Source organism: Corallococcus sp. EGB, assembly GCF_019968905.1.
Taxonomy (GTDB): Bacteria; Myxococcota; Myxococcia; order Myxococcales; family Myxococcaceae; genus Corallococcus.
The window spans coordinates 6,917,450-6,942,744 of the sequence record NZ_CP079946.1; the positions used below are offsets into that span (position 1 = coordinate 6,917,450).

Below are 25,295 nucleotides of genomic sequence, written 5' to 3' on the forward strand. Positions count from 1 at the left end.
CGCCTTCTACCCCCGGTCCTCCTCGTCGGCCTCGTCCAGCCCCTCCGGCGACTCCAGGAGCCTCCGGGCCCGCTCCATCATCTCCACGACGATCTGCCCGGCGGGCTGGACGCTGTCGATGCGCGCCATGCTCGCGCCTCCCGCGGGGAGGCTCATCTCCTCCAGGTCGCCCTGCGTGTCCGGCGTGGGCAGGAAGGCGCTGAACTTCGGCATCACGTACCGCACGTCCAGCACGCCCGGGAACAGCCGCGTCGTCCCGATGGCGTCTGCCTCCGTCGTCGGCGGCGCGCTCGACTCGCGCCCCGCCCATTCGCGCACCACGCGGTTGCGGATCACCCGCATGCGCCTGCCCGGCCACTCCGGCCCGAACAGCGTCGTCATCGCCGTGTCCCCCGCGTCCCCGTCCACCAGCCGCTCCTTGTAGAGCGGATGCGCGTAGGCCTCCACCGACGCCACCAGCCGCGTGCCCACCCAGACGCCGTCCGCGCCGTGATGCAGCGCTCGCGCCGCGCTGAGCCCGTCCGCGATGCCTCCCGCCGCCAGCACCAGCGCCGCGTCCGTCAGCTCCCGGAACGTCTTCACCAGCGCGAGCGTCGGCGTGCTGCCCAGGTTGCGCCCGCCCGCCTGCCGGCCCTGCGCGATGAGCCCCTGCACTCCCGCATCCAGCGCCTGCTTCGCCAGCTCCACCGTGCCCGCCTGCATCCAGACCCGCGTCCCCGCGGCATGCAGCGCACGAATCCATTCGAGCGGCGGCAGCGTCCAGTGGAACACCACCACCGGCACCTTCGCCGCGATGCACACGGCGACGTGGTCCCGCGTCGTGAAGCCGTGCGGCTCCAACTGGTCCACGATGAGGTCCACCCCAAAGGGCCGCTGCGTGCCCGCCTGGATGGCCTTCAGCCGTGTCTCCAGCACACCCGGCGGCTCCGGCGCCGTGCCCAGCACGCCCAGGCCGCCCGCCTCCGACACCGCGGTCACCAGCGGCGGCAGCGACACGAACGCCATGCCCGCGCCGACGAAGGGATAGTGGATGCCCAGCTCGCGCGTCAGCCGCGTCTTCAGCGTGTTGCCCTCCAGGACATAGATGGGCTTCGGACGGCCAGTCAGGCCCTCGGCACCGGACTCGCCGGCCGCCAGCAGCTCCTCGTCCTCGGAGGAGGCCGTGGGCTGGCCGGGTCGTCCGTCATTCGCGCCGTTCATCGCGTCTCCCGAAAGGATGCTGACGTACCGAGCCCTCAAGATTAGCAGCGCCGCTCCCCGATTCAGCCGCGACCGGGCGGTGCCGTGCTCACTGGGCAGCAGAGCGGCCTCACTCCTCCACGATGAGGCCGCCCGGCCCCAGCCCCGCGTCCGTCAACACCCGCCCCCGGCCCACCCGCTTCGTCAAGGGGTGGTAGCGCTGCGACACCAGGGGGCTCAACCGGAACGGCAGCTTGCGCTCCCGCTCCACCTGGCGGGCCCGCTCCACCAGCGCCTCGCGCGTCAGCCGCGAAGGGCCCTCCAGCCCCACCAGGATGCGGTTGGTGGTGGTGGGCACCTCGAAGACGGACACGCCGTGGAAGCTCACCTGGTAGGTGCGCACCATCGCGTCGTAGTGCGGATTGCCCGCGGACTCCCAGACGTTGCTCGCCACCACCCCGCCCCGCGACAGCCGGTCGCGCACCGCCCCCAGGAACTCACGCGTGGCCAGGTGTCCGGGGATCTGGTCCGCCCCATACGCGTCCAGGAAGATGATGTCGTACGGCGGCCCGTCCGCTTCGATGAACGCCCGCCCGTCCGCCACGTGCGTGCGCAGGAGCGCGTCCTCCTGGAAGCCGCAGTACGCCTTCGCGGCGTCCACCACCGCTGGATCCAGCTCCACCACGTCCACGTGCGTGTCCGGCAGCACCGCGTGCAGGAACATGGGGATGGCGCCGCCACCCAGTCCGACGACGAGGACGTTCTCCGGCCGCGGCACGAACGCCAGCGCCACCATCGACATGCGGGTGTATGGCAGCTCCAGCCGCAGCGGCTCGCCGGGCCACACCACGCTCTGGCGCGCACCACCGTCACCGAAGCGCAGCGAGCGGCGCCCCTGTGCATCCTCGGTGACGATGACGGGCCCGGAGCCGTCATCGCGTTCGTCGTCCCGCCCCAGGACCCGAGCTCCCTACTTCGCGCCCGTCACCGGCAGTGGGCCGCTGTCCAGCACCCGCTGCGCCGTCACGGCCTGCCCGTACCGGGGCGTCTGGATGGGCGTGCCCTGCGCGTCCCGGCCCTCGCCCAGCGTCACCGCATCCGCGTCCGGCAGGTAGCCCACGCGCAGGGACACCTCACGCACGGCGGACAGCTCGCGTGTGTCCTCCGGGCCGGTGGGGTACGGCAGCGCGGTGCGCAGGGGCAGCGGCACCGCCGCGCGGCGGTTCACCGTGGCGCCCGGCTCCACACGGGTGACGGCGGGCACCTCCGGCGCCTCCACCGCCAGGTCCTCCGGCACCGGCAGGAGCATCCGCGACAGCACGACCTTGCCGCCGGACAGGTCCACGTAGGCGCGCTCCGGCGCCAGCGTGAGGTGGCCGCTGAAGCCCACGTCCCACAGGCCGTCCAGGAGCAGCACCGCCTTCGCCGTCCGGTTGTGCACCGCGTACGTGACGGCGAGCGTGTCCGCGTCGCGCGCCACCGACTCCACCTTCAGCTCCACGTCCGCCTGGGCCACGCGCTGTCCTCCGGTCTCCACGGGAGGCGCGGGCCGCTCCGGCGCCCGCGCACACCCGACGATGAGCGCCAGCGCCATGATGGCACCCGCGCGGCGGAAGGTCCTCATCCCGCGCATCCTAATAGCGCGGACGGGTGGGCAGGTTCAGGTCGTCGCGCAGGACGTTCTCCCCGGGACGGCCGCCCTGCACCACGTCCGGCGTGGACGGGTCCTGGTCCAGGTCGATGGGCAGGCCCACCGCGGAGGTCTCCAGGTTGCGCGTGCCATCCTTGGAGCCCAGCGCCAGCGTGCCGTTGTTCATGTCCGAGGCGTGCACCAGCTCATGGAACAGGCCCACGACGGGCGGGCGGTTCATCCACTCCTCGCCGCCCAGCGAGATGCGCGTGGTGTTGTAGTTCACCTGCGCGTCCGTGCCCTTGCCCGGCGTGCCGTCCGCGTTCATGAAGCCGTCGTTGAAGTTCGTGCCGCCCGCGCTGTTGCCACTGGACGTCTCGCGGATGGTCGTCTTCTTGCCGCTGTCATCCAGCGTGCGCAGCAGCTCCTGCCCCGCGGGCAGCGACCGCAGCGCGTCCAGGTCCGACTGCACGCGCGCCTGGAAGTCCGCGCTGCCCGTCACGGAGACGGACGAGCCCCGCTGGCCCGCGTTCGTCATGTCCACGACTTCGCGCTCGCCCTCGGCCGCGTCGGCGGTGGCCTCGCTCTCCTCCACGTAGAGCTTGTCCGTCCCCGCGCCCCCCTGGATCCGGTCCTGGCCCTCGCCGCCCGCCACCGCGTCGTTGCCCGCACCACCGAACAGCGTGTCGTTGCCACGCCCGCCGAGGACCTGGTCGTCGCCTTCACCACCGGAGGCAAGGTCGTCGCCCGCGCCGCCGTCGATGTAGTCGCGGCCCTTGCCTCCCGACAGCGTGTCATTGCCATCCAGGCCGTAGAGCACGTCGCGGCCCTCGCCGCCCTGGATGCGGTCATCTCCCGAGCCACCCTCCAGGTAGTCGTCGCCGTCCTGCCCCTTCAGGAGGTCATGGCCCTCGCCTCCGAGGAGGGTGTCGTTGCCCGCGCCGCCGATGAGCGTGTCGTTGCCCTTGCCTCCCACGAGCTTGTCGTCGCCCGCGCCCCCGTCCAGCGTGATGTCCTGGGTGACGCTCGCGTCCACGGTGATGGAGTCGTTGCCGTCACCGCCGTTGATGATGACGCCCTGGGCCTGCGCCGCCGTCAGCGTCACCGTGTCGCTGCCGGACCTGATGGTCAGCCCGCCGTCCTGGTTCTGAGACACCGTCGCGGTGTTGTTGCCCGCGCCCAGGTCCACCACCGTGCGGCCGTCCGCGTTCGTGCTCACCTGCGGCGCGAGCGCCTTCGCCACGCCCTCCGCGAGCCTGCCGACAGCCGAGCCGATGCTCGAACCGAGACCGCCCAGGAAGCCAGAGCCGTCCTTGTCCTTCTTCAGCGCCGTCTCGGTGGTGCGGACCTCCGTCAGCCGGGGTCGCGCACCCGCGCGAGGGCCCGCGTCGAAGCCGTCCGTCATCCGCTGCGTGACGGCGGCCTTCACCCCGTTGGGCTTCGCGGGCGCGGCGGGCGTCTTCACCGGCTGCGAAGACACAGGGGACGTCGGGCGCGAGCCGGGCTTTCCAATCGTGGTCATGTCGCTTCTCCCGGGTGACGGGGGCACCCGGCCAGAGTCCCGGCGACGGCGCGCCAGGGTCGGCCGAACGCCGACATTCCAGATTGTCGTGAACGTTTGCCGCCGGTTGCGTCACCCGGTCAGAAACGACACGGCGCGGCACGGAAGCCCATGGAATCGTTGTGTTTCTCAATTCTCGATTTCCAGGATTTAGACAGCTATTTCGTGTATTACGGCTTCACCGCCCACCCCGCCATTCGCGGGGAAAGGGAGGGCGGATGACGGGAGGGAGCACCGCATGAAGCTGAAGACGTTGCTGTCCGCCGGGGTGGCGCTGGCCGCCGCGGCGTGGGCGGGTCCGGGAACGGCCGCCACGGCGAACGGCCCCATTTGCGACACGGCGGCCTGGGTGAACTCGACGACCTATTACAACTGCACCGGGAGCAGCCACACGGCGCTCGACGTGGGCAACAGCTCCTGCGGCGAGTGGAACCACCGCGGCATGCTGGTGGGCAACTACTACTATTACTACTACGGCGGCTGCGCGGCGGCCTGCTACGGCTCCACCTGCAACGGCGGAGCGGGCAACTACTACGTGGTGTCCGGCGCGAACGGCTGGGACTTCCGCCAGCTGCACTTCTACGCCAACGTCAGCTCCGGCACGAAGACGTGCGACCGCTGCGCGCTGGGGCTCGTGGGCGGCACGGGCAGCGCCACGGGTCCACACTCGCACTCGGACAACCGGCAGTACGGCACGCGCATGTCGGCCTGGTACACGAGCGTCGGCACCACGTGCGGCACCAACGCCTACTGCAACAACCGGCTGGGCGTTCCCACGCTGTAGCTCCCGCGTGCGTGCGTCTCCGGGCAGGGGCCCCGCGTCCCCTGCCCGGCTTCCGGCGCGCATGCGCCCGTCCTCTCCCTTCCGCGTGAGCCCTCTTCGACATGTCCTCCCGTCCCCTCTTCAAGGTCGCGCTCGCCGGCCTCGTCCTCCTCGTCGCCCTGGGCGTCGTGTGGTGGCGGGGCTCGACCACGACCGATGACGCCGGTCCTCCATCACCTGTCGCGGCGACGCCCTCCGCGCCCCTGGCCGCCACCGGGAACGCCGCGGTCGTGCCTCCTGCCTCCGCCGCGCGCCCCGGCCCTCGCGAGGAGATCCCCATGCCCGGATGCTGGGAGGGGCTGGCGGCGTTGGACCAGTCCGCGACGCTGGAGTCGCTGCACGCCGCCGTGGCCGCCGCCATCCAGGCGCGCGACACCGCGCTGGTGGCCTACCTCCAGGAGCGCCTGACGGAGCTCGTGGGAAATGATCCGGAGCGCGCGCTGCAACTGGTGGCGTGGGCGGTGAAGGCCGCGCCGCCGGAGCCGGCCATCTACCTGGAGGCCCTCAAGGCCGCGCCCGCCGTGCGCCATCCGCGCGTCACGGAGAAGCTGCTGTCGGTGGCCGAGGACCGGTCGCTGGCCACGCCGGACCGCGCCTCCGCGCTGGACGCGCTGGAGACGCAGCACCGCTTCACGCCGGAGACGCGGGGCCGGCTCAAGGCCATCGCGCTGGATGACTCCGCGGACTCCGCCGCGTGGGTGGCCACGCGCACGCTGGGCCGGGTGATGAAGGAGGACTACGAGCGCACCGGCACGTATGCGCCGTACTGGAAGGACCTGCTGGACATCGGCACCACGTCCGACGACACGGCGGTGCGGCTGCTCGCGCTGGAGATGCCGTCGTACTCCGATCCGCTCATCGACTCGGGCTCCATCGACGCGCTGGCCAAGGTGATGCGCACCGACCGGGAGCGCGACGTGCGGGAGATGGCCGCCTTCCGGCTCGCCGTCACCGAAGACCCGCAGAAGGCCCTCGCCGCGTACCGCGACGCCTTCGACGGAGAGCACGACCTGTGCGTGCGCTGGGCCTTGCTTCGCTTCGCGGTGCGCGCGGCCGGCGCGGACGCCCTGCCCCTGGTGGAGGACTTCGCTCGCAAGGACCCGCGCCTGCGGCAGGACTACCTGGACTTCAAGGCGCTGTACGCCACCGGCACGACGGACTTCACGCGCATCTGGCTGGGCAAGAAGGAACACCACGACTGCGTGGTCGAGGAAGGAGCGCCGCACTGATGGGCTCGCGAACGATGAAGGCCCGGCTGCTCTGGCTGTCGCTCCTGCCGGGGCTGGCCCTGGCGCAGGGCGCCTCCGTCCCCACCCGGACGGCCTGCACGGTGGAGGGCATGCTGGATGAGGTGCGCGTGGCCATGAAGACGGGGTCGCCCGCGTATCGCAAGTACGCGCGGCTGCGCCTGAAGGAGGCCGCCATCGCGATGCCGCCGGAGGCCCTGGGCCGGGCGGTGAGCCAGGAGCGGGACCCCGCCGTGCTGGAGGCCGTGGGCGCGGCGCTGGCCACCAAGGCGAGCAACGCGCAGAAGCCGGAGCTGCTCCAGCCGCTGCTCTCCCGCGCCAGCCAGGACGCGGACCCCGGCCTGCGCGCCGCCGCGGTGCGCGCGCTCCAGGGCTCCCCGTCCGTGGAGTTCATGGCGAAGAACGGCGACGTGGTGACCTACGAACAGCTGGTGCGCGACAGCGCTCCGGAGGTGCGGCAGGCGGTGGTGGAGAACCTGGTGACGGAGAGCGCCGGCATTTACTTCGGCCACAACCCGGAGCTGGCCGAAGCGGCGGTCAAGGTCGCGGTCGCCTCGGAGGACCCGGCGCTGGCGAAGCGCCTGCTGGGCGAGGTCTCCATGGAGGCCGCGAGCCCGGAGGTGGTGCGCAAGCTCACCCAGCAGCTGCGCTCGGAGGACGCGGGCCTGCGCGCGGCGGCGGCGAAGGCGCTGGGCGGCGTGCCGGGCTCCGAGTCCGCGGGCGCGCGCCGCTCGCTCACCTCGCTGTACCGCGCCGACAGCGACCTGGCGGTGCGCAAGGCGTCGCTGGAGGGGCTGGCGAGGCTGGGCCAGTCCGGCGCCCGGCCGCTGCTGGAGTCCCTGCGCGGCGTGGACAAGCGCCTGGATCCGGAGATCGACGCGTGGCTGTCCGCGCTCAAGCTGAACCTCCAGGAGTGGCACCTGCTCCTGAGGGAGAAGCAGCGCCTGTCGCCCTGATACCCCAGCCGGGTGAACCCGTCGCGAGTCCCCGTGGACGAGACGGGGCATGGATGGCACGCGAGCCCCCATGAGGAGGCTCGCGTTCACCAGGGCCCGCGCACGCGGCCTCATCCAGGACACGGGGCGTGACAGAACCTGGCGGGATCCGAGGTTCGTCCACGCCCCGTGATTCGCACATCGGAGGCTGGGGACCGCCGGCTGTCCCGCCGGTCCCCGCGCTTCGTCAGCTCCCCGGTTCACCTGCGTGAGCACGAGCCTGGAACCGGCGGTCACGTGGCCTTCGTCAGGGGATTCGCACCGAGTTCTGCTCGAGGCCCTCACTGGCCAGCGCGGCACGCCACGCGGGGAAATCCACGTTCCAGACCAGGTTCGTCGCGGTGAATTTGCCGGTGGGCCCCTGGTAGGTGTTGCGGTCCATCTGCATCAGGCGACGGTCATCACTATCGCCCAACCGCACGAACAACTGCATATCCTGGAGGATGTTGTCGAACACGGAGAGCCCGGTAACCACGTGGGGCGCATCCGCCGCCAGCCGCAACCCGGCGTCCACCGTCCGCTGCACGCGGTTCTGGAGGACCTGTATCCGGTTGCCCTGCACGATGCGAATGCCCTGTCCGTTTCCCCGGTTCTGGAAGTTGTAGATGTCCGAGATGGTGTTGGCGCGGATCAACACGTCCACGGGTCCAGTCCCCGGGCTGATGCTCCCCACCGAGACTCCCCGGCCCGCCTGGGAGATGGTGTTGGAGACAATCTGGATGTTCGTGGGGTCCACATGGAGCACCACCGCTTCCGCGGCAGAGCTGTTCACCGCCCAGGGGTAGAGCGTCAGGTTGGGGAAGTTGAACATGGTGTTGTTGCGGATGAAGATGGAGTCGCACCCCTTGATGTCGACGCCGTTCTCGCCCGCATCGTGCATGACGTTGTTCTCGATATAGACATACGAGGGCCTGCCGGTGTTGGTCTGGCACTGCACCGAGTCACCCGAGGTCTCATGAATCTGGTTCTCCAGAACGAAGACCTCCCGCGCGCTGTCCTTGATCACGACGCCATGTGAGTCGGCCCCCGACTTCGAGAAGTCATAGATTTCGTTCTGGCTGATGAGGACATTGTTAGCGTAGCTGAGGACGACGCCACCACCGGCGGTCCCCCGATGCAGCGCCGAGCGAACCAACTGCGAACAATAGGTATTGCGCTCGAAGAGCGCGCCGAACGAGGCCTTGCTCTGGGCGTCCACCTCCAGGAACTGGAGGATCCAGTAGGGCTGGCTCACATTCAGCACGCTGCCAACTGCGCGGTCCGTCGGTGGGACGATGCGCGGTCGCGCTGACGCCTGCCCCCTGAGGACGATGGGGGCCATGGAGGTGCCTGGTCGCGCCGTATCTGGACTGATGACGACCCGCTCCGGATAGGTGCCTCCACGCACCTCGATGATGTTTCCCGGCACCGCCGCCGCCACCGCCGCGGCAATGGTCCGGTACGGGTTCGCCGAGGAGCCCAGGGGGCTGCTTGGACTCCACGGCCCCGTGTTCGAGACGTACAACGTGGGCCCGTTCGCCGTCATCGGACAACGGCCCTGGAAGATATCCCTCCCAGGGTCGGGTTCCGCGAACTTGACCCTGGCCTCCTGGACGTCCAGTGCGTCCTCGGCAGGGTGCGCCGTCTCCACTCCACAGGCCAGCGTCAGGCCGAGCAGGAGTGAACCGAATGCGGGCATGAACCCACGCTCTCTTCTCTGCATCGTCATGAAGACCCCCCTCCCTCGCGATATTCGAGGGTGGCGAAACGTCTCCATCGAAGAGTCGGATCACAAGAGTCCTGCCCTCACGGTGGACTCACGCCCGCCGGCATGCCGTCAACGGCACACGCCCCACTCGCCTGGGGCCATCCAGCGTTGCCCCCGCGACGGCCCTGGCGCGGTCTGAACGCAGGTGGAGCGCCCGCATCGGGGCCCGTCGGAGCCACGGGCGCGCAGCTCCCATGCGCACGCGAGGAAAGGCACGCAGGACCCTCATTTCAGGAAGCACGCTTCCAGCTCGCTCCTCTGCCCCTCACCCAGCGCCAGCCGGCGCATGCGGATTCGACCCGCGTCCCCCGGCGGCTTCGTCCGGGCCGTCAATGCGTGCGTCCTGACAGGGACCGCTGTTCCCTGGCGGGCATCCCGCGCGCCCGGCCCTGCTGAAAAGGTGGCCGGGCCGCGGCGAGCGCGACAGGTTGAGGGGGCCATGTCCGACAGCGGTTTCGGCTCGTCCACCCTCGCCCTGGCGCTCGTTGGCAGCGCCGTCACCGTCCTCTCCACCAGCCTGGGCGCGCTCCCCGCCCTGGCCACCGGCAACATCACCCAGCGCTCCAAGGACGTGCTGATGGGCTTCAGCGCGGGCGTGATGCTCGCGGCCACGTCCTTCTCGCTCGTCGTGCCGGCCATCCACCTGGCGGAGGCGCGCACCTCGTCGCGCTTCGTCCCGGCGCTGGTGGTGGGGGGCAGCATGCTGGTGGGCGGGCTGTTCCTGCACCTGTGCAACCGCTTCATCCCCCACGAGCACTTCATCAAGGGCCAGGAGGGCAACGCGGAGGCGGTGCAGATGAAGCGCATCTGGCTGTTCGTGCTGGCCATCGCGCTGCACAACTTCCCGGAGGGGCTGGCCGTGGGCACCGGCGTGGGAAGCCGCTCCATGACCATCGCGCTGCCCATCCTCGTGGGCATCGGGCTGCAGGACATCCCGGAGGGCTTCGTCGTCGCGCTGGCGCTGATGGGGGTGGCGTACAGCCGCAAGCAGGCGGCGCTGGTGGCGCTCTACACCGGGCTGGTGGAGGGGGTGGCCGCGCTGGTGGGCTTCTTCGCCACGTCGTTCGCTTCGGGCGTGCTGCCGTGGGCGCTCGCGTTCGCGGGCGGGTCCATGCTGTACGTCGTCAGCGACGAGATGATCCCCGAGAGCCACCGCCAGGAGTACGCGAAGGAGGCCACCGCCGGGCTGATGGTGGGCTTCGTGCTGATGATGTTCCTGGACGTGACGCTCAGCTGACGCGAGCGCTGGCGTGCCGCGTCTGTGGCCTGGCGGACACCTGCCTGCCGCAGCCCCGGGGGGCCCGGACGTGGTAGTTTGCGTCGCATGTCTGTGTCGGATCGAACGCGCGTCGACGGGCCCCCGGGGGAGTCGAAGGACAAGGGCGCCCGCCCGGACGAAGAGGGGCAGGAGGCCGCGCTCCATGTGACGCTGCCGTACGAGCAGGCCCGCCGTCCGGGGGACCTGCCCACGGTGCGCCGCTTCCGCCTGTCCGTGGTGGAGGGCCCGGGCGCGGGCACGGCGTGGGAGTCCACGGCGGACACCTGCTCGGTGGGCTCGCACCCGCTCAACGACTTCGCGGTGGAGGACCCCACCGTGTCGCGCTTCCACTGCGAGGTGCGGATCGGGCCCAAGGGCCCGCAGGTGAAGGACCTGGACAGCCTCAACGGCGTCATCGTGGACGGCGTGCAGGTGGTGGAGGGCATCCTGCGCAGCGGCAGCCTGCTGCGCCTGGGCCGCGTGGTGCTGCGGTTCGACTTCAGCGCGGAGAGCAACCGGCTGCCGCTGTCGGACCTCACGCGCTTCGGCACGCTGGTGGGCACGTCCGTGGCCATGCGCGGCTGCTTCGCGATGATGGAGCGGGCCTCCGCGCGCGACGTCACGGTGCTCTTGGAGGGAGAGACGGGCACGGGCAAGAGCCAGGCGGCGCTCGCCATCCACCAGGCGAGCCGGCGCAGGGACGCGGCGTTCCTGGTGGTGGACTGCGGCGCCATCCCCGCGCACATCCTGGAGAGCGAGCTGTTCGGCCACGAGAAGGGCTCGTTCACCGGCGCGGTGAGCCGGCGCGCGGGCGTCTTCGAGGAGGCCGACGGCGGCACCGTCTTCCTGGACGAGATTGGCGAGCTGCCCCCGGAGCTGCAGCCCAAGCTGCTGCGCGTGCTGGAGAACCGGGAGATCCGCCGGGTGGGCAGCAACACGTACCAGCCGGTGGACGTGCGGCTCATCGCGGCCACGCACCGCGACCTGCGCGCGGAGGTGAACGCGGGCCGCTTCCGCTCGGATCTGTTCTTCCGGCTCGCGGTGCTGCGGATCGCCATGCCGTCCCTGCGCCAGCGGCCGGAGGACCTGCCCATGCTGGTGTCGGGCATCCTGGAGTCGCTGGGCGCGGATCCGGAGCGCACGGGCGCGCTGCGCACGCCGGAGTTCCTGTCGCGCCTCATGCACGCGGCGTGGCCGGGCAACGTGCGCGAATTGCGCAACCACCTGGAGCGCTGCCTCGTCTTCGAGGACGCGCTGCCCCTGGCGGAGGAGGACTCGCGCCCGGAGGGCAGCCCCCTGGAGCTGGATCTGTCTCGGCCATACGCCGAGCAGCGCCGGCGCGTGGTGGACGACTTCGAGCGGCGCTACCTGCGCGCGCTCCTGGAGAAGCACCAGGGCAAGGTGGCCCAGGCCGCCGTCACCGCGGGCATGGACCGCGTCCACTTCTACCGGCTGCTGCGCAGGCACGGCATCAAGCCGTGAGCGGTCGCCGGTGGTTCTAGCGACGGGCGACGAGCCGCCAGCGCTCCGGAGCATCCGGCAGGGGGTTGGCGACGAAGTCCCCCTCCAGTCCCCGCAGCGCCGGGCCGGTGACGACGGGTGCGACGTCCTCCTCGTCGTCGCGCACCCAGCCGGGCAGGTGGAGCAGGCCCCCTTCCCCACCCTGCGCGTCCCATGCGGAGGCCGTGCCGTCTGGCCAGCCGTGGGACTCCTCCCGCGCCGTCAGCCGGTCCACGTGCACGGTGACGTGGAGGCGCGCGGCGGAGGCGTTCCTCCCCGTCAGCGCGAGCCCCACGTCCAGCACCCGCGCGCGCAGCTCGCGTTCCCGGCGCACGTCGTCCGGGAGGCTGGCCACGGCGAGCAGGCACGCGCCGCCCATCACCCGCACCTCCAGCCCGGCCTCGCGCGCCAGGGTGCTCGCGCGCTCCAGGTCCGCGTCCAGGTCCTCCATCGCCTCGGGGCCGGGCGCTCCCGTCAGCCGCGCCTCCACGTACAACCCCACCGCGCGCGGCACCTCCACCGGCGCCGCGCCGCCCAGCACCGCGCCCCTCAAGTCCTCCAGGAGCGCGTCCACGTCCGGGTAGCGCTCCTCTCGTGACTTGCGCAGGCAGCGGAGCACCACCGCGTCCAGCGCGGCGGACACCGGCGCGTGCTCGCCCGGGCGCGGCGGCGGTGCGTGCAGGTGCTGTTGCTCCACCTCGTGGCGGGTGGAGCCCTGGAAGGGCGGCATGCCCGTGAGCAGTTGGAAGAGCAGCACGCCCGCGGCGTACAGGTCCGTGCGCGCGTCCGGCACCTCGCCGCGGACCTGCTCCGGCGCCATGGACAGCGGCGTGCCCAGCACCACGCCGGTGTGCGTGAGGGAAGAGCTGCCCGGGGCTCCCGGCACCAGCCCCTTCGCCACGCCAAAGTCCACCAGCTTCACGGCGGGACCGCCCCGGCCGGGCCCGAGCCGCACCACGTTCTGCACCTTCAGGTCGCGGTGGACCACGCCCGCCGCGTGCGCCACCCGCAGGGCCGCGCCCACCTGCTCCATCACCTCCAGCACCTCGCGCGGGGGCAGCGGCCCGCGCGTGGCCAGCTCCGCGGCCAGGTCCTGGCCGTCCAGCCACTCCATGGCGATGAAGGGCCGGCCGTCCGCCAGCTCGCCGTAGCCCAGCACCGTGACGATGTGCGGGTGGCGCAGCCGCTGCAGCGTGGCCGCCTCGCGCCGGAAGCGCCGCAGCGCCACCGCCGCCGTGGCCACCTGCGGGTGCAGCACCTTCAGCGCCGCGGGAATGCCCGAGCGCGCGTGCCGCGCCCGGTACAGCGCGGACACGGGGCCGTGGACCTGGACGTGGTCCACGACCCACTCGCCCACGAGCGCGCCGGGCCGCAGCTCCTCGCCGTAGAGGGCCTCCTCGCCGTCGCCCGCCATGGACTAGCGCTTGTCCGTAACACCCCGGAGGGTGGTGCCGTCCTGGGGCGGCGGGGGCTCCGACCAGCGCTTGCACAGGTCCAGGTGCTGCGCATCCACCAGGTCGCACGCGCCATTGAGGTAGACGGTGACGGGCTCCTTCCAGAGGGCGTTGGAACTGTCCCGGCACCGCTCGAAGTCGCCGTCGCCGTTCAGCAGCGGGCCGTCCTGCGTCTCGCACCGGCGCGAGGCCGACTGCGTCTCCGTCCAGCACGGCCCCGTCACCGTGGCCGCGCAGTCCTCGTGCGTGCCCGGCAGCGAGCACACGCGGTAGGTCGCGTACGCCATGCCGTACACCCAACCCGGGTCGTAGCAGGCATAGAGGTCCTTGAAGAGCGGCTTCGTCTGGTGGGAGCGCGGCCGATTGACGACGTATTGATCCTTCGAGCCCGGCACCAGCGTCACCGTCACATTGATGTCGTCGCGGAGCGCGTCCTTGCCGAAGAGGTTTCCGTAGAAGGCGCCCTCGCGGATCCGGTACACGGCGCGCTCGGAGAGGGGCGACTGCACGCCAGGGGTGACGGCCACGTGCGCCGTGCCCGGCGCTCCGCTGTTCCAGGGCGCGGTCATCACCGAGAAGTAGCCGCCGTTCGCGGGGCAGGTGAACTGCACGGAGGGGTCCGTCGTCACGCTGGGGCTCGGGTTCGGGGAGCCCTGCGTGCAGCCCTCGCTGGAGGCCACGAGCCGCGCGTCGGTGCTGTCACAGCCCGCGATGCCATTGCACACGCGCAGCACCATGCGCGCGTCATCGCTGGAGCCCAGCGGCACCAGGGAGGAGCAGCTTGCCGGGCCGCCCGCGCCCACGGAGATGGTCTGACCCGCCGGGCACCAGCCCACCGAGTGCATCGTCCAGCCGCAGTCCCGGCCCGCGCCCACCGCCTGTTCGTCGCACGGCACCGCGCTGTGCAACGGCGCGGACGCGGTCGGCAGGTAGTCGATGGGCGTCGTCCACGCGTCCAGGGTGAACGGCTGCGCGATGGAGAGCGCCGGCTCGCGGAGCTCACCACGCATGGACAGCTCCACGTGGTAGCCCAGGCCGTTGTTGCGCGCCAGGAGGCAGGCCGTCACGCGCTTGAGGCACGCGCCCCCGGGCGCGGACGTGCGCCACCAGGGGCAGAGGCCCGCGGAGCCTGCCCACTCACTGGCCTGCGAGCCCGTGGGCTGCAAGGGATTGAGCCATGCGAGCTTCTCCCCCTGCCCCAGCGCGCAGCCCACCAGGTACGCCATGAAGCGCTGCGCATATGGGTCGCGCAGCTGGTTGTTGACGAGCGCGCTCGTCGGACCTGCGACCATCACGTTCGGGTCGAAGAGGGACTCCAGCGAGTGCGTGGCCAGGGCCTCGTTCGCGTCGTGGTTCGCGGCGATGGCATTGGTCACCAACTCCTGCGTCGTGAGCGAGTTGGCGATGCGGATGTCCGACTTGCTCGTGCCGAGCGCCGCGTCAGGACTGACGTCGGTGCCTTGCGGGAGCGAGGGCTCGCAGCCGGTCAGGGCCAGCAACAGGAAACACCAGGGGACTCGGAGGACGGAGGAGGCCATCGCGCGAAGACTCCTTGGGCAGGAATTGGAAACGGAAGGGAAGGAAACCCCAGGCGCGGCCTTCTTGTCTCCCTGTAGCGTGAAAGGTTACGGGAGCGGCGCCGTGTAACGATTTCCGTTACAGCGCTGCGGGTGAGAGCGCGGCACGCAATGCGTGGAAACGCGCAGCCCACAGCGGGGCTTCCGCCACGGCGGGCGCGGCGCGCTCGAGCCACGCGCGGGCCTCGTCCAACGCGCCCGTGCGGCGCGCGATGCCGGTGGCCTGCAGGAGGATCTCCGCCTTCTCATCCGGTGACGCCAGCGCCTCTGCTTCCGTGTGGAGGGCGGTCCAATCCATCGCGTGGAAGACGCCGGTGGACTGCTGACGGACCTGGAGCTCCACGAGCCGCCGCATGATGGTGGTGGGCGGAAGGGATTCCGGCGGACAGCGCTCCGCTATCCAGGCGAGCTGACGGGCGGCGGCAGCCTCATCTCCAGAGGCGGCCTGGATGCGGGCGATGAGCAGCGCGTCCACGGGCACGGGGTGTTCGCGGAAGAAGCGCACGCCCAATTCGTGCGCGCGCTGCGCGAGGGGCAGCGCTTCGTCCAGGCGGCCCTGCATGTAGAGGACCTCCGCGAGGTTGAACGTGGACCAGCGCTCCATCTGCGCGTGGGCCAGCTCGCGGCCCAGGGCCATGGCGCGGCGCAGGTCCGCTTCCATCTGCGGCACGTCCCCCTGGCGAAGCCACAGGAGGACGCGGTTGCTCAGCACGGCGGCCTTGTGCAGTCCGTCGCCCGCGGCCTCGCAGCGCTCCAGGGCTTCGTCGAAGCGCTGGGCGGCCTCCGGAGCGCGGTCCAGGAAGGTGAGCGCCGCGCCCAGCAGCGCCAGCGATACGACCAGCGTCTCGTGGTCCCTGGCGCGCTCGGCGCCCTCGGCGGTGGAGGTGAGCACGCGGGCCGCGGCGGCCCACTCGCCCTGGCGCACGTGCATGCGGCCCCGGGCCAGGCCACAGCGCAGGGACAGGCGCGGCGCGTCCAGGAGCTCGATGGCGTCGAGCGCTTCGCGAGTGCAGGTGGCGGAGCCCTCGGAGTCCTCCATCCAGTCGCGCGCGGTGGCCTCTTCCAGCAGCAGGTCCACCTCGAGCGCCGCGTCGCCCCGGGTGCGGGCCAGGGCGCGCGCGGTGGAGAGGTCCGCGAGGCTCTCCCGGAAGCGCTGGAGGCGGTGGCGCACCTTGCCCCGCCCCGCGAGCGCCTGGGCGCGGCGCGCATCGTCGGACTCCGGAAGCAGCGCGAGCGCGCGCGTGTAGTGCTGCTCCGCCTCCACGGGCAGGTGTCCGGCGCGGGCCTCCTCCGCCAGGGCCAGGTGGTCGCGCGCGGCCTCCAGGTGGGCGCCGCAGACGGCGGCATGGTGTGCACGGCGGCGGCGCTCGGCCACGTCGTCGCCCACGCTGGCCTTGAGCGCGGCGGCGTGCAGCGCGCGGCGGGGGGCGGGAGGCAGCAGCGCTTCCAATGCCTCGCGCAGCAGGGGGTGGCGGAAGGCGAAGCGGCCCGGGCTCATGGGGCGCAGGAGGCCCGCGCGCGCCAGCCGTTGCAGGCCTGCGCCCGCGTCCAGGACCGCGGCACGCGACAGCTCCGGACCGGAGGCCAGGTGGCGCAGGGCCGCGTCCACCCGCGCGACGTCCACCTCCGTGCCGAGCACCGCGCACAGCCGCGCGAGCACGCGGTGGGCTTCGGGGAGGGCCGCGAGCACGCGCGGGGCCAGCCGTTCGAACAGGGGCGTGACGGAGACGTCCAGCAGCGCATCCGGGGCGACGTACCACCCGCCCCCCGGCGCCGAACGCAGGGCCCCGGCGGCGCGGAGTGCGCGCGCGAGTTCGACGAGGGACAGGGGCACGCCCTGCGCCAGTTGCTCCAGGCGCGCGAGCACGGGCTCGGGGATGTGCTCGGCCGGGCGCAGCAGGTGGAGCAGCACCGCGCGGCTGGCTTCTGGCGGCAGCGGCGGCAGCGGATGGTGCGAGGGGCGGGCGCTGCGCTCGCCCAGGTGCGGGCGCAGGCCCAGCAGCGAAGGACGTCCGGCGAGGCCAATCCACAGGGGCGCCTGGTTCCCGTCGAGCGTGGCGCGCTCCACCACATCCAGGCTCTGCGGATCCGCGAGGTGCGCATCATCCAGCAGCAGCGCGAGCGGTGCTTCACGGGCCTGGGCGAGCAACGCGTCGGCCAGGACGCGAGGCTCCGCGGAGGGGCGCCCCACGACGGCGCGCAGTGCATCCAGCAGGGAGTTGGACACCGACGCGTCCGGAGGCGGCGCGCGCAGGCGGATGACCCGCGCGTGGCCCGCGGACTCCAGCCGGAACGCGAGCGCCTTGAAGAGCCGCGTCTTGCCATGGCCCACCTCGCCGGTGAGCACCCCCAGACCCGGCAGCGAGGACGACAGGCTCCGCTCCGCGTCCGAGGCCAGCGCGTCCAGCAACGCGTCGCGGCCCACGAACGGAGGAGGTTCTCCATCGACGCGCGCGCCCTCTTCATCGTGGAGCCGCAGACGGAAGGCCGCACCTTCCTCAGGCGCGGTCGCGGGCCCTGCTTCGCCGTCCGCATGGCTCGTGACGGGCTCGAGCCAACCCGGCTCCATCCGCGCGACCGCCTCCGGCGTCACCCGCACTTCGCCCGGCGCAGCCATCCGGGCCCACCCTGTCTCCGGCCGCTCCAGCGCCGCACCGGCGATGCGCGGCAGCGTGGTGCCTGGATGCACGTACAGCACCGCGGCGTGCAGGACCGCCGAGGCCTCACCGGACTCGACCAGCCGCCGCGCCGCGAGCGCGCCCGCGCGCACGTTCGCCTCCGCCGACAATGACTCGCAGAAGACGATCAGGTAGCCCCCCGCCGCGACCCGCGCCAGCACGCCTCCGAACGGCTCCAGCGAGGCCGTCAGCCCTTCCACCGACGCGGCCGTGCGCAACCCCAGCATCGCCACCGGCCGCGCTCCCGAGAACGTCGCCAGCGCCTGCGCCGGTCGCGCGTCGTTCCCCCTGGCCACCCCAGGCAGCGCGGCCCCTTCCGCGCACGCGGCCTCGAACGCGGAGAGCACCTCCTCGGCGCTCGCGAACCGCTCCGCTGGCGCCTTGGCCAGACACCGCGCCACCACCGCGTCCAACGCCCCCGGGACGGAGGCCCGCTCCGACACACGCGAAGGACGCTGACTCACGTGGCCTTCGCGCACCTCGTCCGGTGTGCCATGAAACGGCGGAGTGCCCGTGAGCAGTTCGAAGAGCAGGACGCCCAACGCGTAGATGTCCGCCGCCGTGCCCGCCTCGCGTGCGTCGAGGCACTGCTCCGGCGCCATGTAGACCGTCGTGCCCGCGCGGTTCCCCGCCTCCTCCGCGGGCCCCTCGCCCGCCCATCGCGCGAGGCCGAAGTCCAGGAGGCTCAGCGCGCCACCTTCGCGCAGGAAGATGTTCTCCGGCTTGAGGTCCCGGTGCGCCACGCCGGCCGCGTGCACGCGCGCCACCGCCAGGCACAGCCCCGTCAGCAGCTCGCGCACCCGCGCCACGGACGCAGCGCCAGTCCCGGGCAGCGCCGCCATCCACGCCGCGAGCGTCTGTCCTCGCAACAGCTCCTGCACGAGGAATGGCCGTCCCCCGACCCGCCCTACTTCGAGCACCTCGGGCACCGTGGGCGGCCCCACGCGCCGGAGCGCCTCCGCCTCGTGGGCGAAGCGCGCGTGGTGCGGCCCCAGGCCCACCTTGAGGGCCACCTCTCGGCCATCCGCCTCGCGCACCGCGGTGAAGACGTGGGCGAAGCCCCCCACGCCCAACAGGGTGGCACCGGACAGGCCGGGGGCGTCTGGGAACGCCAGCGGCTCCAGGGGAAGACCGGACGCGGCGACGACGCCATTCACGGGACACGCCGCGCCGGGAGCGAGGCGGCGGTGGCAGACCGGACAGCGCATGGGGACGCCCGCAGGCTACCAGAGCGCCCGCGCCAGCACGATGCCCACCCCCACCAGGCCCTCGCCCGCGATGAGCCCGGCCGCCAGCGTCACACCCGCCCCTTCAGACGCGGGCCGCCACCGCCGGGCCAGCTCCCACCCCAGCCCGCCCAGGAAGAACCCCAGGCACGTGGAGGCAGGCAGCAGGCACGCGAGCCCCATCCCCACGGCGGACGGCATCCATCGGCGGAAGCGCTCCGGCAACGCCTGCTCGCCCAGCGTCAGGGCGGCCGCCGCCCCCGCGGCCCAGGCCATGGCGATCCGCAGGTCCGCGGAGACGGCCTCCAGCCCCGACGCCAGCACTCGCGCCACGCCCGCCGTCACCGTCGCGGCCGGCGCCGGAAAGCGCTCCGAGCCAAGCACGGACGGCTCCGGCACCAACAGGTAGAACAGCGGCACCACCACCAGCGCGCCCACGACACATCCCAACAGCTGCGCCAGGAACACCCGGCGCGGGTGGGCACCCAGCAGGTGCCCTGCCTTCAGGTCCGTGAGCAGATCCGCGGACGAAGACGCCGCGTTGACGGTGATGCCCGCCGTCGCCAGGTTCGCGCGGATGTCCCCGGGCAGCAGCACGCCATACGTGAGCTGCGTCACCTGCCCCAGCGCGCCCACGGGGCTCACGTCCGTCTCGCCCGTGACGCGACAGGAGATGAGGCACAGCACGAACGACAGCGCCACCGCGAGCAGCGCGTGCGGCACCGGCACATCGAACCCCACGCGCGCCAGCGCCACCGTCGCGGGCGTCAGCACCAGCATCCCCGCGGCCCACCACCGCCCGGGCACCTGGAGCGCTTCAATGGGATGCGGCGCCTGACGCGGCCCGCGCAGGCCTCGCAGCGCACGTCCCCAGACGCGGGCCTGGAGCGCGAACTGCAACAGCGATGCGGTGGTGAGCGCCGCCGCCCCGGGCCACAGCGCCCACGCGAGGAAGTCCCCATCCGGAGCCACCACGCCCGCCGCCATCAGCCGAGGCGCGACGACGGCGTGGACGACGAGCGCCCCCAGCCACATGGACGCGGTGACACGCACTCCCAGGAGCGCGCCTCCGCCCACCGGCATCAACCCGGTCTCCAGCGCGAACCCCAGCCGCTCCAGCGACACGCCGCCCAGCGTCCCGGGAAACGCATACGCATACGGCACGCGCCCGAAGCCATCGCGCGCGAGCGTCAACGCCCCCGCCAACAGCCCTCCCACGCCCAGCATCCGCAGCCGGGGCCCCGCCGCCTCACCGCCCGAGTGCAGCGCGCGAGCCGTCGCCGCCGCGGCCGTCCCGGACGCAAACGGCAGCTGCTCCCGGTCCACCAGCTGCCGCTTGAGCGGCACCGCGAACAGGACGCCCAGCGCGGACAAAAGGAACGTCCACGCGAGCAGCGTCACGCCGGGCAGGTGGTGCCCCGTCGTCAGCAGCCACGCCCCCTGCACCGACACGAGCGCGCCGCCCGTCGCGTACCCCGCCGACGACGCCACCGTCTGCGCGCACCCCAGCTCCAGCAGCGACAGCGGAGCTCCGGCGACGCGGGGACTCAAGCGCCGGAGTGCCCCATGCGCCGCGGACGCGAGCAGCGCGGCGGTGACGGCCACGCCGAACGCCACGCCTGTCTTCAGGCCCGCGTAGAGGTTGGTGGCGCAGGTGAGCACTCCCAGCCCCGCGCCCAGGACCACCGCGCGCAGGGTGAGCTGGGGCAGCCGGTCGCCCTGATACACGTGCTTCAGCCAGTAGGTGTCCACCTCCGCCTGCGTCGTGCCGGGGATGCTCAGCAACGTCAGCGAGGCGTCGGTGGGCGCGGCCTCATCAGGGACGGCGCGGGGGGCGGAGGCCGGCATGGGCGCCCCATCCTCCCCGTTCGTCCCCTTCCGCGCCACCTGGGTCCGTGGCGTCAGGACTCGCGCGAACGCAGCAGGTAGAAGACGTAGCCATAGCTGTCCCCGTGGCGGCGGTACAGGTTCACCTCCTGCTCCGCCGCCGCGATGACCTCCCGCAGGGCCGCGTCCGCGGTGGGGCGCAGCCGGTCGATGCGCTGGAGGAGCGGCGTGTAGTAGTCGTCCCACCACGCGGACGCGGGCAGCGCGAAGGTGTCCAGCACCGTGAAGCCCGCGGCTTCGGCCGTGGCGCGGTTCTGGGCGATGCTGCCCATGGACGGGTACCCGGCGGACCAGAAGCGCACGGCTTCCGGGGGACGGACGTCGGTGAGCCAGGTGCACTCGGTGACGGCCACCAACCCGCCGGGGGCGAGCAACGGCCGCCACTGGCGCAGGCCCTGCTCGAAGCCCACCACGTAGATGGCGCCCTCGGACCAGAGCAGGTCCACGGAGCCGGGCGGCAGCGACAGCGCGCTCATGTCCTCCTGGCGCGTGACGATGGCGTCCGACAGCCCCTGCTCGCGGGCCTCGCGCTCCAGCCGGTCCAGGTAGGGCCGGTGCAGGTCGACGGCGGTGACGCGGGTGCCCAGCTCCTTCGCGAGCACCAGCGACTGCCGTCCGGTGCCCGCGCCCAGGTCCAGCACGCGCGGCGAGGGAGGCAGCGGAGACAAACGCCGCAGGGCCTCGCGGGTGCAGGCGTCGCTGCCGGGGCCCAGGCGGGGCAGCTCGTTGTAGAGGGTGAAGAAGGCGTTCACTGTCTGGCGCAGCTCGCCCGCGCTGCGCTTCACGTTGCCCTGGAGCAGCGGGACTCGCTTCCAGTGCTCCTCGATGCGCTGCTTGAACAGCTCCGGCATGGGCAGGTCCGCGCGCAGCGTGGTCCACGCGTCGAGCGCGACCTCGACAGCGCCCTTCACCACCGGCAGGACGTCCTCGTCGGGCAGGCCCAGCTTGCGCGCCAGCCGTTCAAAGCTCTGGAGGGACACGTCCTCGAAGCGCTTGGACTTCGCCAGGTTCAGCGCGAGCTGGTCCTGCGGCATGTACTGGATGGTGGAGACGAAGTCGTACGCGGGCGACAGCGTGGGGTGCGTGCCGTCCGGGTAGTAGAGGGACCAGTTCTTGTGGTGCGCGTCGCCGTTGCCGCACGCGACGATGAACACCAGCCGCCGCAGGAAGTCCTGGAGCGCGTCCAGGCCCGCGACCTTGAGCAGCACGTTGGCGATGGTCTCGTAGTTGTACTTCTTGTACTTCTCGTCGGAGTACAGCCCCAGCACCTGCGCCAGGTCCTCCATGTGCACGCGGCGGCCGGGGGACGGCCGGTCGAAGCGGCGGATGGCGTACGCCAGGTCCTCGCGCAGGGTGATGCCCTCCGGGAGGCCGTGCAGGTCGGAGACCGGGAGCAGTTGCAGCTCCGGCACGTCGATGCCGGTGGCGCGGGCCCAGGTCATCATGGACAGCTCGTTCTCCGGCACGCGGTCGTAGCGGTTGTCCGGGAGCTTGACGATCCAATCGCCGCCCAGGCCGCCCATGGGCAGCGTCATGCCCCGGTCGCGCCGGAGCATGGAGAACTTGAGCTGCACGCCCGCGAGCGAGAAGCGCAGCGGCTCCCCGTCGGACGCGGGCTCGGTGGGGACGTCCACGAGGGGCGCGTCGTGGCCGGCGAGCTCGCCCGCGGGGCGGATGATGACGGCGCCGGAGAGGTCCGCGCCCAGGTGGGCGATGAAGAAGAACTCGCGCTGCCGGGCGATCTGCTGGCGCTCGGAGATGAGGTCGCGCAGCGGCCCTTCGGGCAGGAGGTTGGAGAAGAACGGCGGCAGCCGCATGCGGCTGGTGTGGCGGCGCGACAGGTCGTCCTCGAAGAACTGGCCCAGCACGGGGCGCGGGTAGCGCTGGCGGTAGTCCTCGGAGAGGCTGAACTCGATGCGCTCGTCCGCGAGCAGCGTGAGCGTGCCGGCGTGCACGTCGCCGAGGAGGACGTCGAGGATGCCGGTGGTGGACACGGGGGGCTTGGAGTCCATGTCAGTCCTCATCGTCGTCGATGATCATCGACTGGAGCGAAGGCCGGTCCGAGTCGTCCCAGCGCGTGCGCGCTTCCATGAAGTTGCGCAGGACCGGCTCCAGCACGGCCTGGCGCAGGTGGAGGAAGCCCAGCCCCTCCTGGCGCCTCAGCGCGTCCAGGGCCTGCTCGGTGAGCCCATGGCTGTGGAGGATCTCCTCGGCTGGAGGGGACCGCGCGGTGAGCAGCCGGATGAAGGAGTTCCCCGGCACGTGGGGATGGAAGAGGAAGTTGAAGGTCCCATCCATCACGCGTCGGGCCGTTCGGCGGTCGGGGCCCCATGGCCCGGTCCACCACGCGCCATCCGGGGGAAGAATGGGGTGGAAGCCCTCTGCCGGCTGCTCCAGCAATTCTCCCGGGTCCAGCACCGCGCCCGTCAGCAGGTCGCGCGGCTGGAGGGACAGCATCGCGATGCGCAGGACCAGCGGAGGCCGCACGGTGGAGTTGGGGATGACCGGCATGCCGGTCTCCATCCACCAGCGGATGAGCGGAGGCGGCACCTGGGCCAGCAGCGCCTGGAGGGAGCGCTCTTCATCGGAGCGGATCGCCGAGAAGATCTGGAGGGCCTCCGCGGGTTTCAGCTCCCAACCGCCGAAGACGATGTGGCGCCAGAACCAGCGCGACAGCAGCTCGCGCGAACGCGGTGACGGCTCCGGGTGCAGCTGGAAGAACCGCGTCAGCAGGACCAGCGAGTTCTCCGGCGCGGGCAGCAGCTTGAGGTGCGGGATGAACGCATCGCGCTTGAGGAACACGATGGCGTCCCGGAGCGCCCGGTCCGTGCGGCGGACCGTCTCCGTGAGCTCGTCGTCCGGGTTGAGCTGCTCCTGGTAGCCGCGCGTGAAGTCCAGGCCGCGCACGGCCAGCACGGCCCTGAGCAGCAGTGACTCCGGGATGCTCCCGAAGCCCAGCTCCCGCAGCCCCTGCGTCACCGACTCCAGGCTGAGCGAGCGCGAACCCACGTACAGCGCGTTGAAGACCTCTTCATCCGTGAGCGGACGGCCCGCGGTGTTGAGGCGCTTGAAGATGACGCGGAGGACCTTCTCGTCCGCCGTGTCCACGACGTAGGCGGGCACCTGGTACTCGCGGACGGCCTTGCCCAGGCGGATGGCGGCGCGCAGGTGCTCCGGGTGAGCCTCACGGCCCGGGTAGCGGTTGAGCCAGTGGAGCAGCGACTCGCTGTCCAGCACCTCGTTCATCGGGAGCCAGTGCGGCAAGACCGTGCCCTCGGCCGGAGGCGCGTGCAGCTCCCCGGTCTCCAGGTCGAAGTACAGGTGGAAGTCGTCGCGGCCCGCTTCGTCACCATAGGACGGATGCAGCAGCACGCCCGCGAGCGCCGTCACGCGCTGCTGTCCATCCACGGCCCACAGCCCCTGGCTGGTGGAGGGCGCGTCGATGCGCACGGGGCCGAAGCTGACGTTGGCGGCGGGCGCGTCCCGGCGCCAGAACAGCAGCGTCCCGATGGGATAGCCCCGGTACACGCTGTCCAGCAGGTCGCGCACGTCGTCCGCGGTCCACCGGAGGGGGCGCTGGAAGTCGGGGATGCGCACCTCGCCCCGCCGCACGCGGTCGAGCAGGTCCTCGATGCTGAACGACTTCGTCTCCGGCCGCCGCGTCAGGGGAGCGGGCATCGCGAGCCTCCTCCCTCGGGTCTGTAACCCGAAGCGCGGGAACCCGCCACCTACACCGCGGGGCTGCGTCGCTTCGGCAGCACCACCACCAGCCCCAGCGCCACCAACCCCGTCACCGTGGACAGCACGCGTCCGCCCTGCCCCACCGCCGTGACGTCCAGTTGCAGGTCCAGCAGGCTGTTCGCCAGGTTCCATCCCCAGTGCAGGCCCACGGCGCCCCACAGCGAGCCCGTGCGGGCCACCGCCGCCGCGTACGCCAGGCCCGTGCAGAACAACATCAGCCACTCCAGCGGACCGTTGCCCAGCCGGTACACGTGCGTGAGGACGAATACGCCCGCGGACAGGGCCACGTAGCCCGCGCCCTGCCCCGCCACCGGCCACGCGCGGTACCAGAAGCCCCGCGCCACGATGTCCTCCGCCACCGACGGGATGAACGTGGACACCAGCACGCCCAGCGCCGCCACCAGCAGCGCCGTCCCCGACTGGGGATTCGCCAGCGGCTGCACGCGCATCACGCCCAGCGCCACGCCCGCCAGCACGGACAGCGGCTTGAGCACCAGCATCACCGCCAGCGCCCGCGCGAGCGCGGAGCCCCTCCATTCCAGCGCATACGCATGAAAGCCATTGCGGTAGCCCAGCCACCGTCCCACGCCCCAGGCCACCGCGTGGAAGAGCGTCATCAGCACCGCCGCCACCACGAAGCTCCCCAGCAGCCGGCCGCCGATGCCCTCCGGCGCTTCGTAGCAGGCGTACAGCACGGCGAACGCGAGCGCGCAGCGCGGCGCGGCACGCGGAGGAGACAGTGACTCGGAAGGCGCGGGACTCATGGCGGAGGCTCCCCTTAGCGCAGGAATC

17 protein-coding genes are annotated in these 25,295 nt (G+C 72.1%); 5 read left to right on the forward strand and 12 right to left on the reverse strand.

The window, feature by feature from the left end:
• Window positions 1–6: 6 nt before the first annotated feature.
• The 4 genes from KYK13_RS28175 to KYK13_RS28190 form a co-directional block, all read right to left on the reverse strand.
• Entirely contained in the window at window positions 7–1,200 is a 1,194-nt protein-coding gene (locus tag KYK13_RS28175; protein WP_223635735.1) for a nitronate monooxygenase family protein, read from the reverse strand.
• 109 nt (window positions 1,201–1,309) lie between these two features.
• Window positions 1,310–2,029, reverse strand: coding sequence for a spermidine synthase (locus tag KYK13_RS28180; protein WP_223635737.1), 720 nt, complete (start codon window positions 2,027–2,029; stop codon window positions 1,310–1,312).
• Between the two features lie 120 nt (window positions 2,030–2,149).
• Entirely contained in the window at window positions 2,150–2,803 is a 654-nt protein-coding gene (locus KYK13_RS28185) for a hypothetical protein (protein WP_223635739.1), read from the reverse strand.
• 10 nt (window positions 2,804–2,813) lie between these two features.
• Window positions 2,814–4,331, reverse strand: a complete 1,518-nt coding sequence (locus KYK13_RS28190) for a M91 family zinc metallopeptidase (RefSeq protein ID WP_223635741.1) — start codon at window positions 4,329–4,331, stop codon at window positions 2,814–2,816.
• Between the two features lie 277 nt (window positions 4,332–4,608).
• Here KYK13_RS28190 and KYK13_RS28195 point away from each other — a divergent pair, with 277 nt between their 5' ends.
• The 3 genes from KYK13_RS28195 (at window position 4,609) to KYK13_RS28205 (ending at window position 7,396) form a co-directional block, all read left to right on the forward strand.
• Complete coding sequence (locus tag KYK13_RS28195) at window positions 4,609–5,154, forward strand: peptidase M23 (RefSeq protein WP_223635743.1); 546 nt, start codon at window positions 4,609–4,611, stop codon at window positions 5,152–5,154.
• 101 nt (window positions 5,155–5,255) lie between these two features.
• Entirely contained in the window at window positions 5,256–6,422 is a 1,167-nt protein-coding gene (locus tag KYK13_RS28200) for a HEAT repeat domain-containing protein (RefSeq protein ID WP_223635745.1), read from the forward strand.
• On the forward strand, window positions 6,422–7,396 hold the full coding sequence (locus KYK13_RS28205) for a HEAT repeat domain-containing protein (RefSeq protein WP_223635747.1): 975 nt from the start codon (window positions 6,422–6,424) through the stop codon (window positions 7,394–7,396). The genes KYK13_RS28200 and KYK13_RS28205 overlap by 1 nt, the downstream gene beginning before the upstream one ends.
• 286 nt (window positions 7,397–7,682) lie before the next feature.
• On the opposite strand, the gene KYK13_RS28210 is transcribed toward KYK13_RS28205, so the two are convergent.
• The gene (locus KYK13_RS28210) at window positions 7,683–9,113 is read right to left on the reverse strand and encodes a right-handed parallel beta-helix repeat-containing protein (protein ID WP_223635750.1); all 1,431 of its coding nucleotides are present in this window, start codon (window positions 9,111–9,113) and stop codon (window positions 7,683–7,685) included.
• A 508-nt stretch (window positions 9,114–9,621) separates the two neighbouring features.
• On the opposite strand from KYK13_RS28210, the gene KYK13_RS28215 reads away from it, so the two are divergent.
• Complete coding sequence (locus KYK13_RS28215) at window positions 9,622–10,419, forward strand: ZIP family metal transporter (RefSeq protein ID WP_223635752.1); 798 nt, start codon at window positions 9,622–9,624, stop codon at window positions 10,417–10,419.
• A gap of 87 nt (window positions 10,420–10,506) precedes the next feature.
• A complete protein-coding gene (locus KYK13_RS28220; RefSeq protein WP_223635755.1) occupies window positions 10,507–11,922 on the forward strand; it encodes a sigma 54-interacting transcriptional regulator in 1,416 nt (471 codons plus the stop codon).
• A 16-nt stretch (window positions 11,923–11,938) separates the two neighbouring features.
• Here the strand turns inward: KYK13_RS28220 and KYK13_RS28225 are convergent, their stop codons facing one another.
• From KYK13_RS28225 to KYK13_RS28255, 7 genes are all read right to left on the reverse strand, one after another.
• Window positions 11,939–13,354: a serine/threonine-protein kinase gene (locus tag KYK13_RS28225; RefSeq protein WP_223635757.1), complete on the reverse strand. Its 1,416-nt coding sequence runs from the start codon at window positions 13,352–13,354 to the stop codon at window positions 11,939–11,941.
• A gap of 3 nt (window positions 13,355–13,357) precedes the next feature.
• Window positions 13,358–14,932 (reverse strand): hypothetical protein, encoded by a 1,575-nt coding sequence (locus KYK13_RS28230; protein ID WP_223635759.1) that lies wholly within the window; start codon window positions 14,930–14,932, stop codon window positions 13,358–13,360.
• Between the two features lie 118 nt (window positions 14,933–15,050).
• Complete coding sequence (locus KYK13_RS28235) at window positions 15,051–18,857, reverse strand: serine/threonine-protein kinase (RefSeq protein WP_223635762.1); 3,807 nt, start codon at window positions 18,855–18,857, stop codon at window positions 15,051–15,053.
• A gap of 15 nt (window positions 18,858–18,872) precedes the next feature.
• On the reverse strand, window positions 18,873–20,723 hold the full coding sequence (locus KYK13_RS28240) for an OPT family oligopeptide transporter (protein WP_223635765.1): 1,851 nt from the start codon (window positions 20,721–20,723) through the stop codon (window positions 18,873–18,875).
• A gap of 53 nt (window positions 20,724–20,776) precedes the next feature.
• Complete coding sequence (locus KYK13_RS28245; RefSeq protein ID WP_223635768.1) at window positions 20,777–22,774, reverse strand: HipA domain-containing protein; 1,998 nt, start codon at window positions 22,772–22,774, stop codon at window positions 20,777–20,779.
• 1 nt (window position 22,775) lies between these two features.
• The gene (locus KYK13_RS28250) at window positions 22,776–24,440 is read right to left on the reverse strand and encodes a DUF262 domain-containing protein (RefSeq protein WP_223635771.1); all 1,665 of its coding nucleotides are present in this window, start codon (window positions 24,438–24,440) and stop codon (window positions 22,776–22,778) included.
• A 50-nt stretch (window positions 24,441–24,490) separates the two neighbouring features.
• Complete coding sequence (locus KYK13_RS28255) at window positions 24,491–25,267, reverse strand: CPBP family intramembrane glutamic endopeptidase (RefSeq protein WP_223635774.1); 777 nt, start codon at window positions 25,265–25,267, stop codon at window positions 24,491–24,493.
• Window positions 25,268–25,295: the final 28 nt, after the last annotated feature.

Bases quoted from the DNA above. Each gene is read 5' to 3' on its own strand.
- KYK13_RS28200 (WP_223635745.1), top strand. From the start codon at position 5,256: ATGTCCTCCCGTCCCCTCTTCAAGGTCGCGCTCGCCGGCCTCGTCCTC.
- KYK13_RS28250 (WP_223635771.1), bottom strand. From the start codon at position 24,440: ATGCCCGCTCCCCTGACGCGGCGGCCGGAGACGAAGTCGTTCAGCATC.
- KYK13_RS28190 (WP_223635741.1), bottom strand. From the start codon at position 4,331: ATGACCACGATTGGAAAGCCCGGCTCGCGCCCGACGTCCCCTGTGTCT.
- KYK13_RS28210 (WP_223635750.1), bottom strand. From the start codon at position 9,113: ATGCCCGCATTCGGTTCACTCCTGCTCGGCCTGACGCTGGCCTGTGGA.
- KYK13_RS28215 (WP_223635752.1), top strand. From the start codon at position 9,622: ATGTCCGACAGCGGTTTCGGCTCGTCCACCCTCGCCCTGGCGCTCGTT.
- KYK13_RS28220 (WP_223635755.1), top strand. From the start codon at position 10,507: ATGTCTGTGTCGGATCGAACGCGCGTCGACGGGCCCCCGGGGGAGTCG.
- KYK13_RS28225 (WP_223635757.1), bottom strand. From the start codon at position 13,354: ATGGCGGGCGACGGCGAGGAGGCCCTCTACGGCGAGGAGCTGCGGCCC.
- KYK13_RS28185 (WP_223635739.1), bottom strand. From the start codon at position 2,803: ATGAGGACCTTCCGCCGCGCGGGTGCCATCATGGCGCTGGCGCTCATC.
- KYK13_RS28205 (WP_223635747.1), top strand. From the start codon at position 6,422: ATGGGCTCGCGAACGATGAAGGCCCGGCTGCTCTGGCTGTCGCTCCTG.
- KYK13_RS28175 (WP_223635735.1), bottom strand. From the start codon at position 1,200: ATGAACGGCGCGAATGACGGACGACCCGGCCAGCCCACGGCCTCCTCC.
- KYK13_RS28230 (WP_223635759.1), bottom strand. From the start codon at position 14,932: ATGGCCTCCTCCGTCCTCCGAGTCCCCTGGTGTTTCCTGTTGCTGGCC.
- KYK13_RS28235 (WP_223635762.1), bottom strand. From the start codon at position 18,857: ATGCGCTGTCCGGTCTGCCACCGCCGCCTCGCTCCCGGCGCGGCGTGT.
- KYK13_RS28245 (WP_223635768.1), bottom strand. From the start codon at position 22,774: ATGGACTCCAAGCCCCCCGTGTCCACCACCGGCATCCTCGACGTCCTC.
- KYK13_RS28255 (WP_223635774.1), bottom strand. From the start codon at position 25,267: ATGAGTCCCGCGCCTTCCGAGTCACTGTCTCCTCCGCGTGCCGCGCCG.
- KYK13_RS28240 (WP_223635765.1), bottom strand. From the start codon at position 20,723: ATGCCGGCCTCCGCCCCCCGCGCCGTCCCTGATGAGGCCGCGCCCACC.
- KYK13_RS28195 (WP_223635743.1), top strand. From the start codon at position 4,609: ATGAAGCTGAAGACGTTGCTGTCCGCCGGGGTGGCGCTGGCCGCCGCG.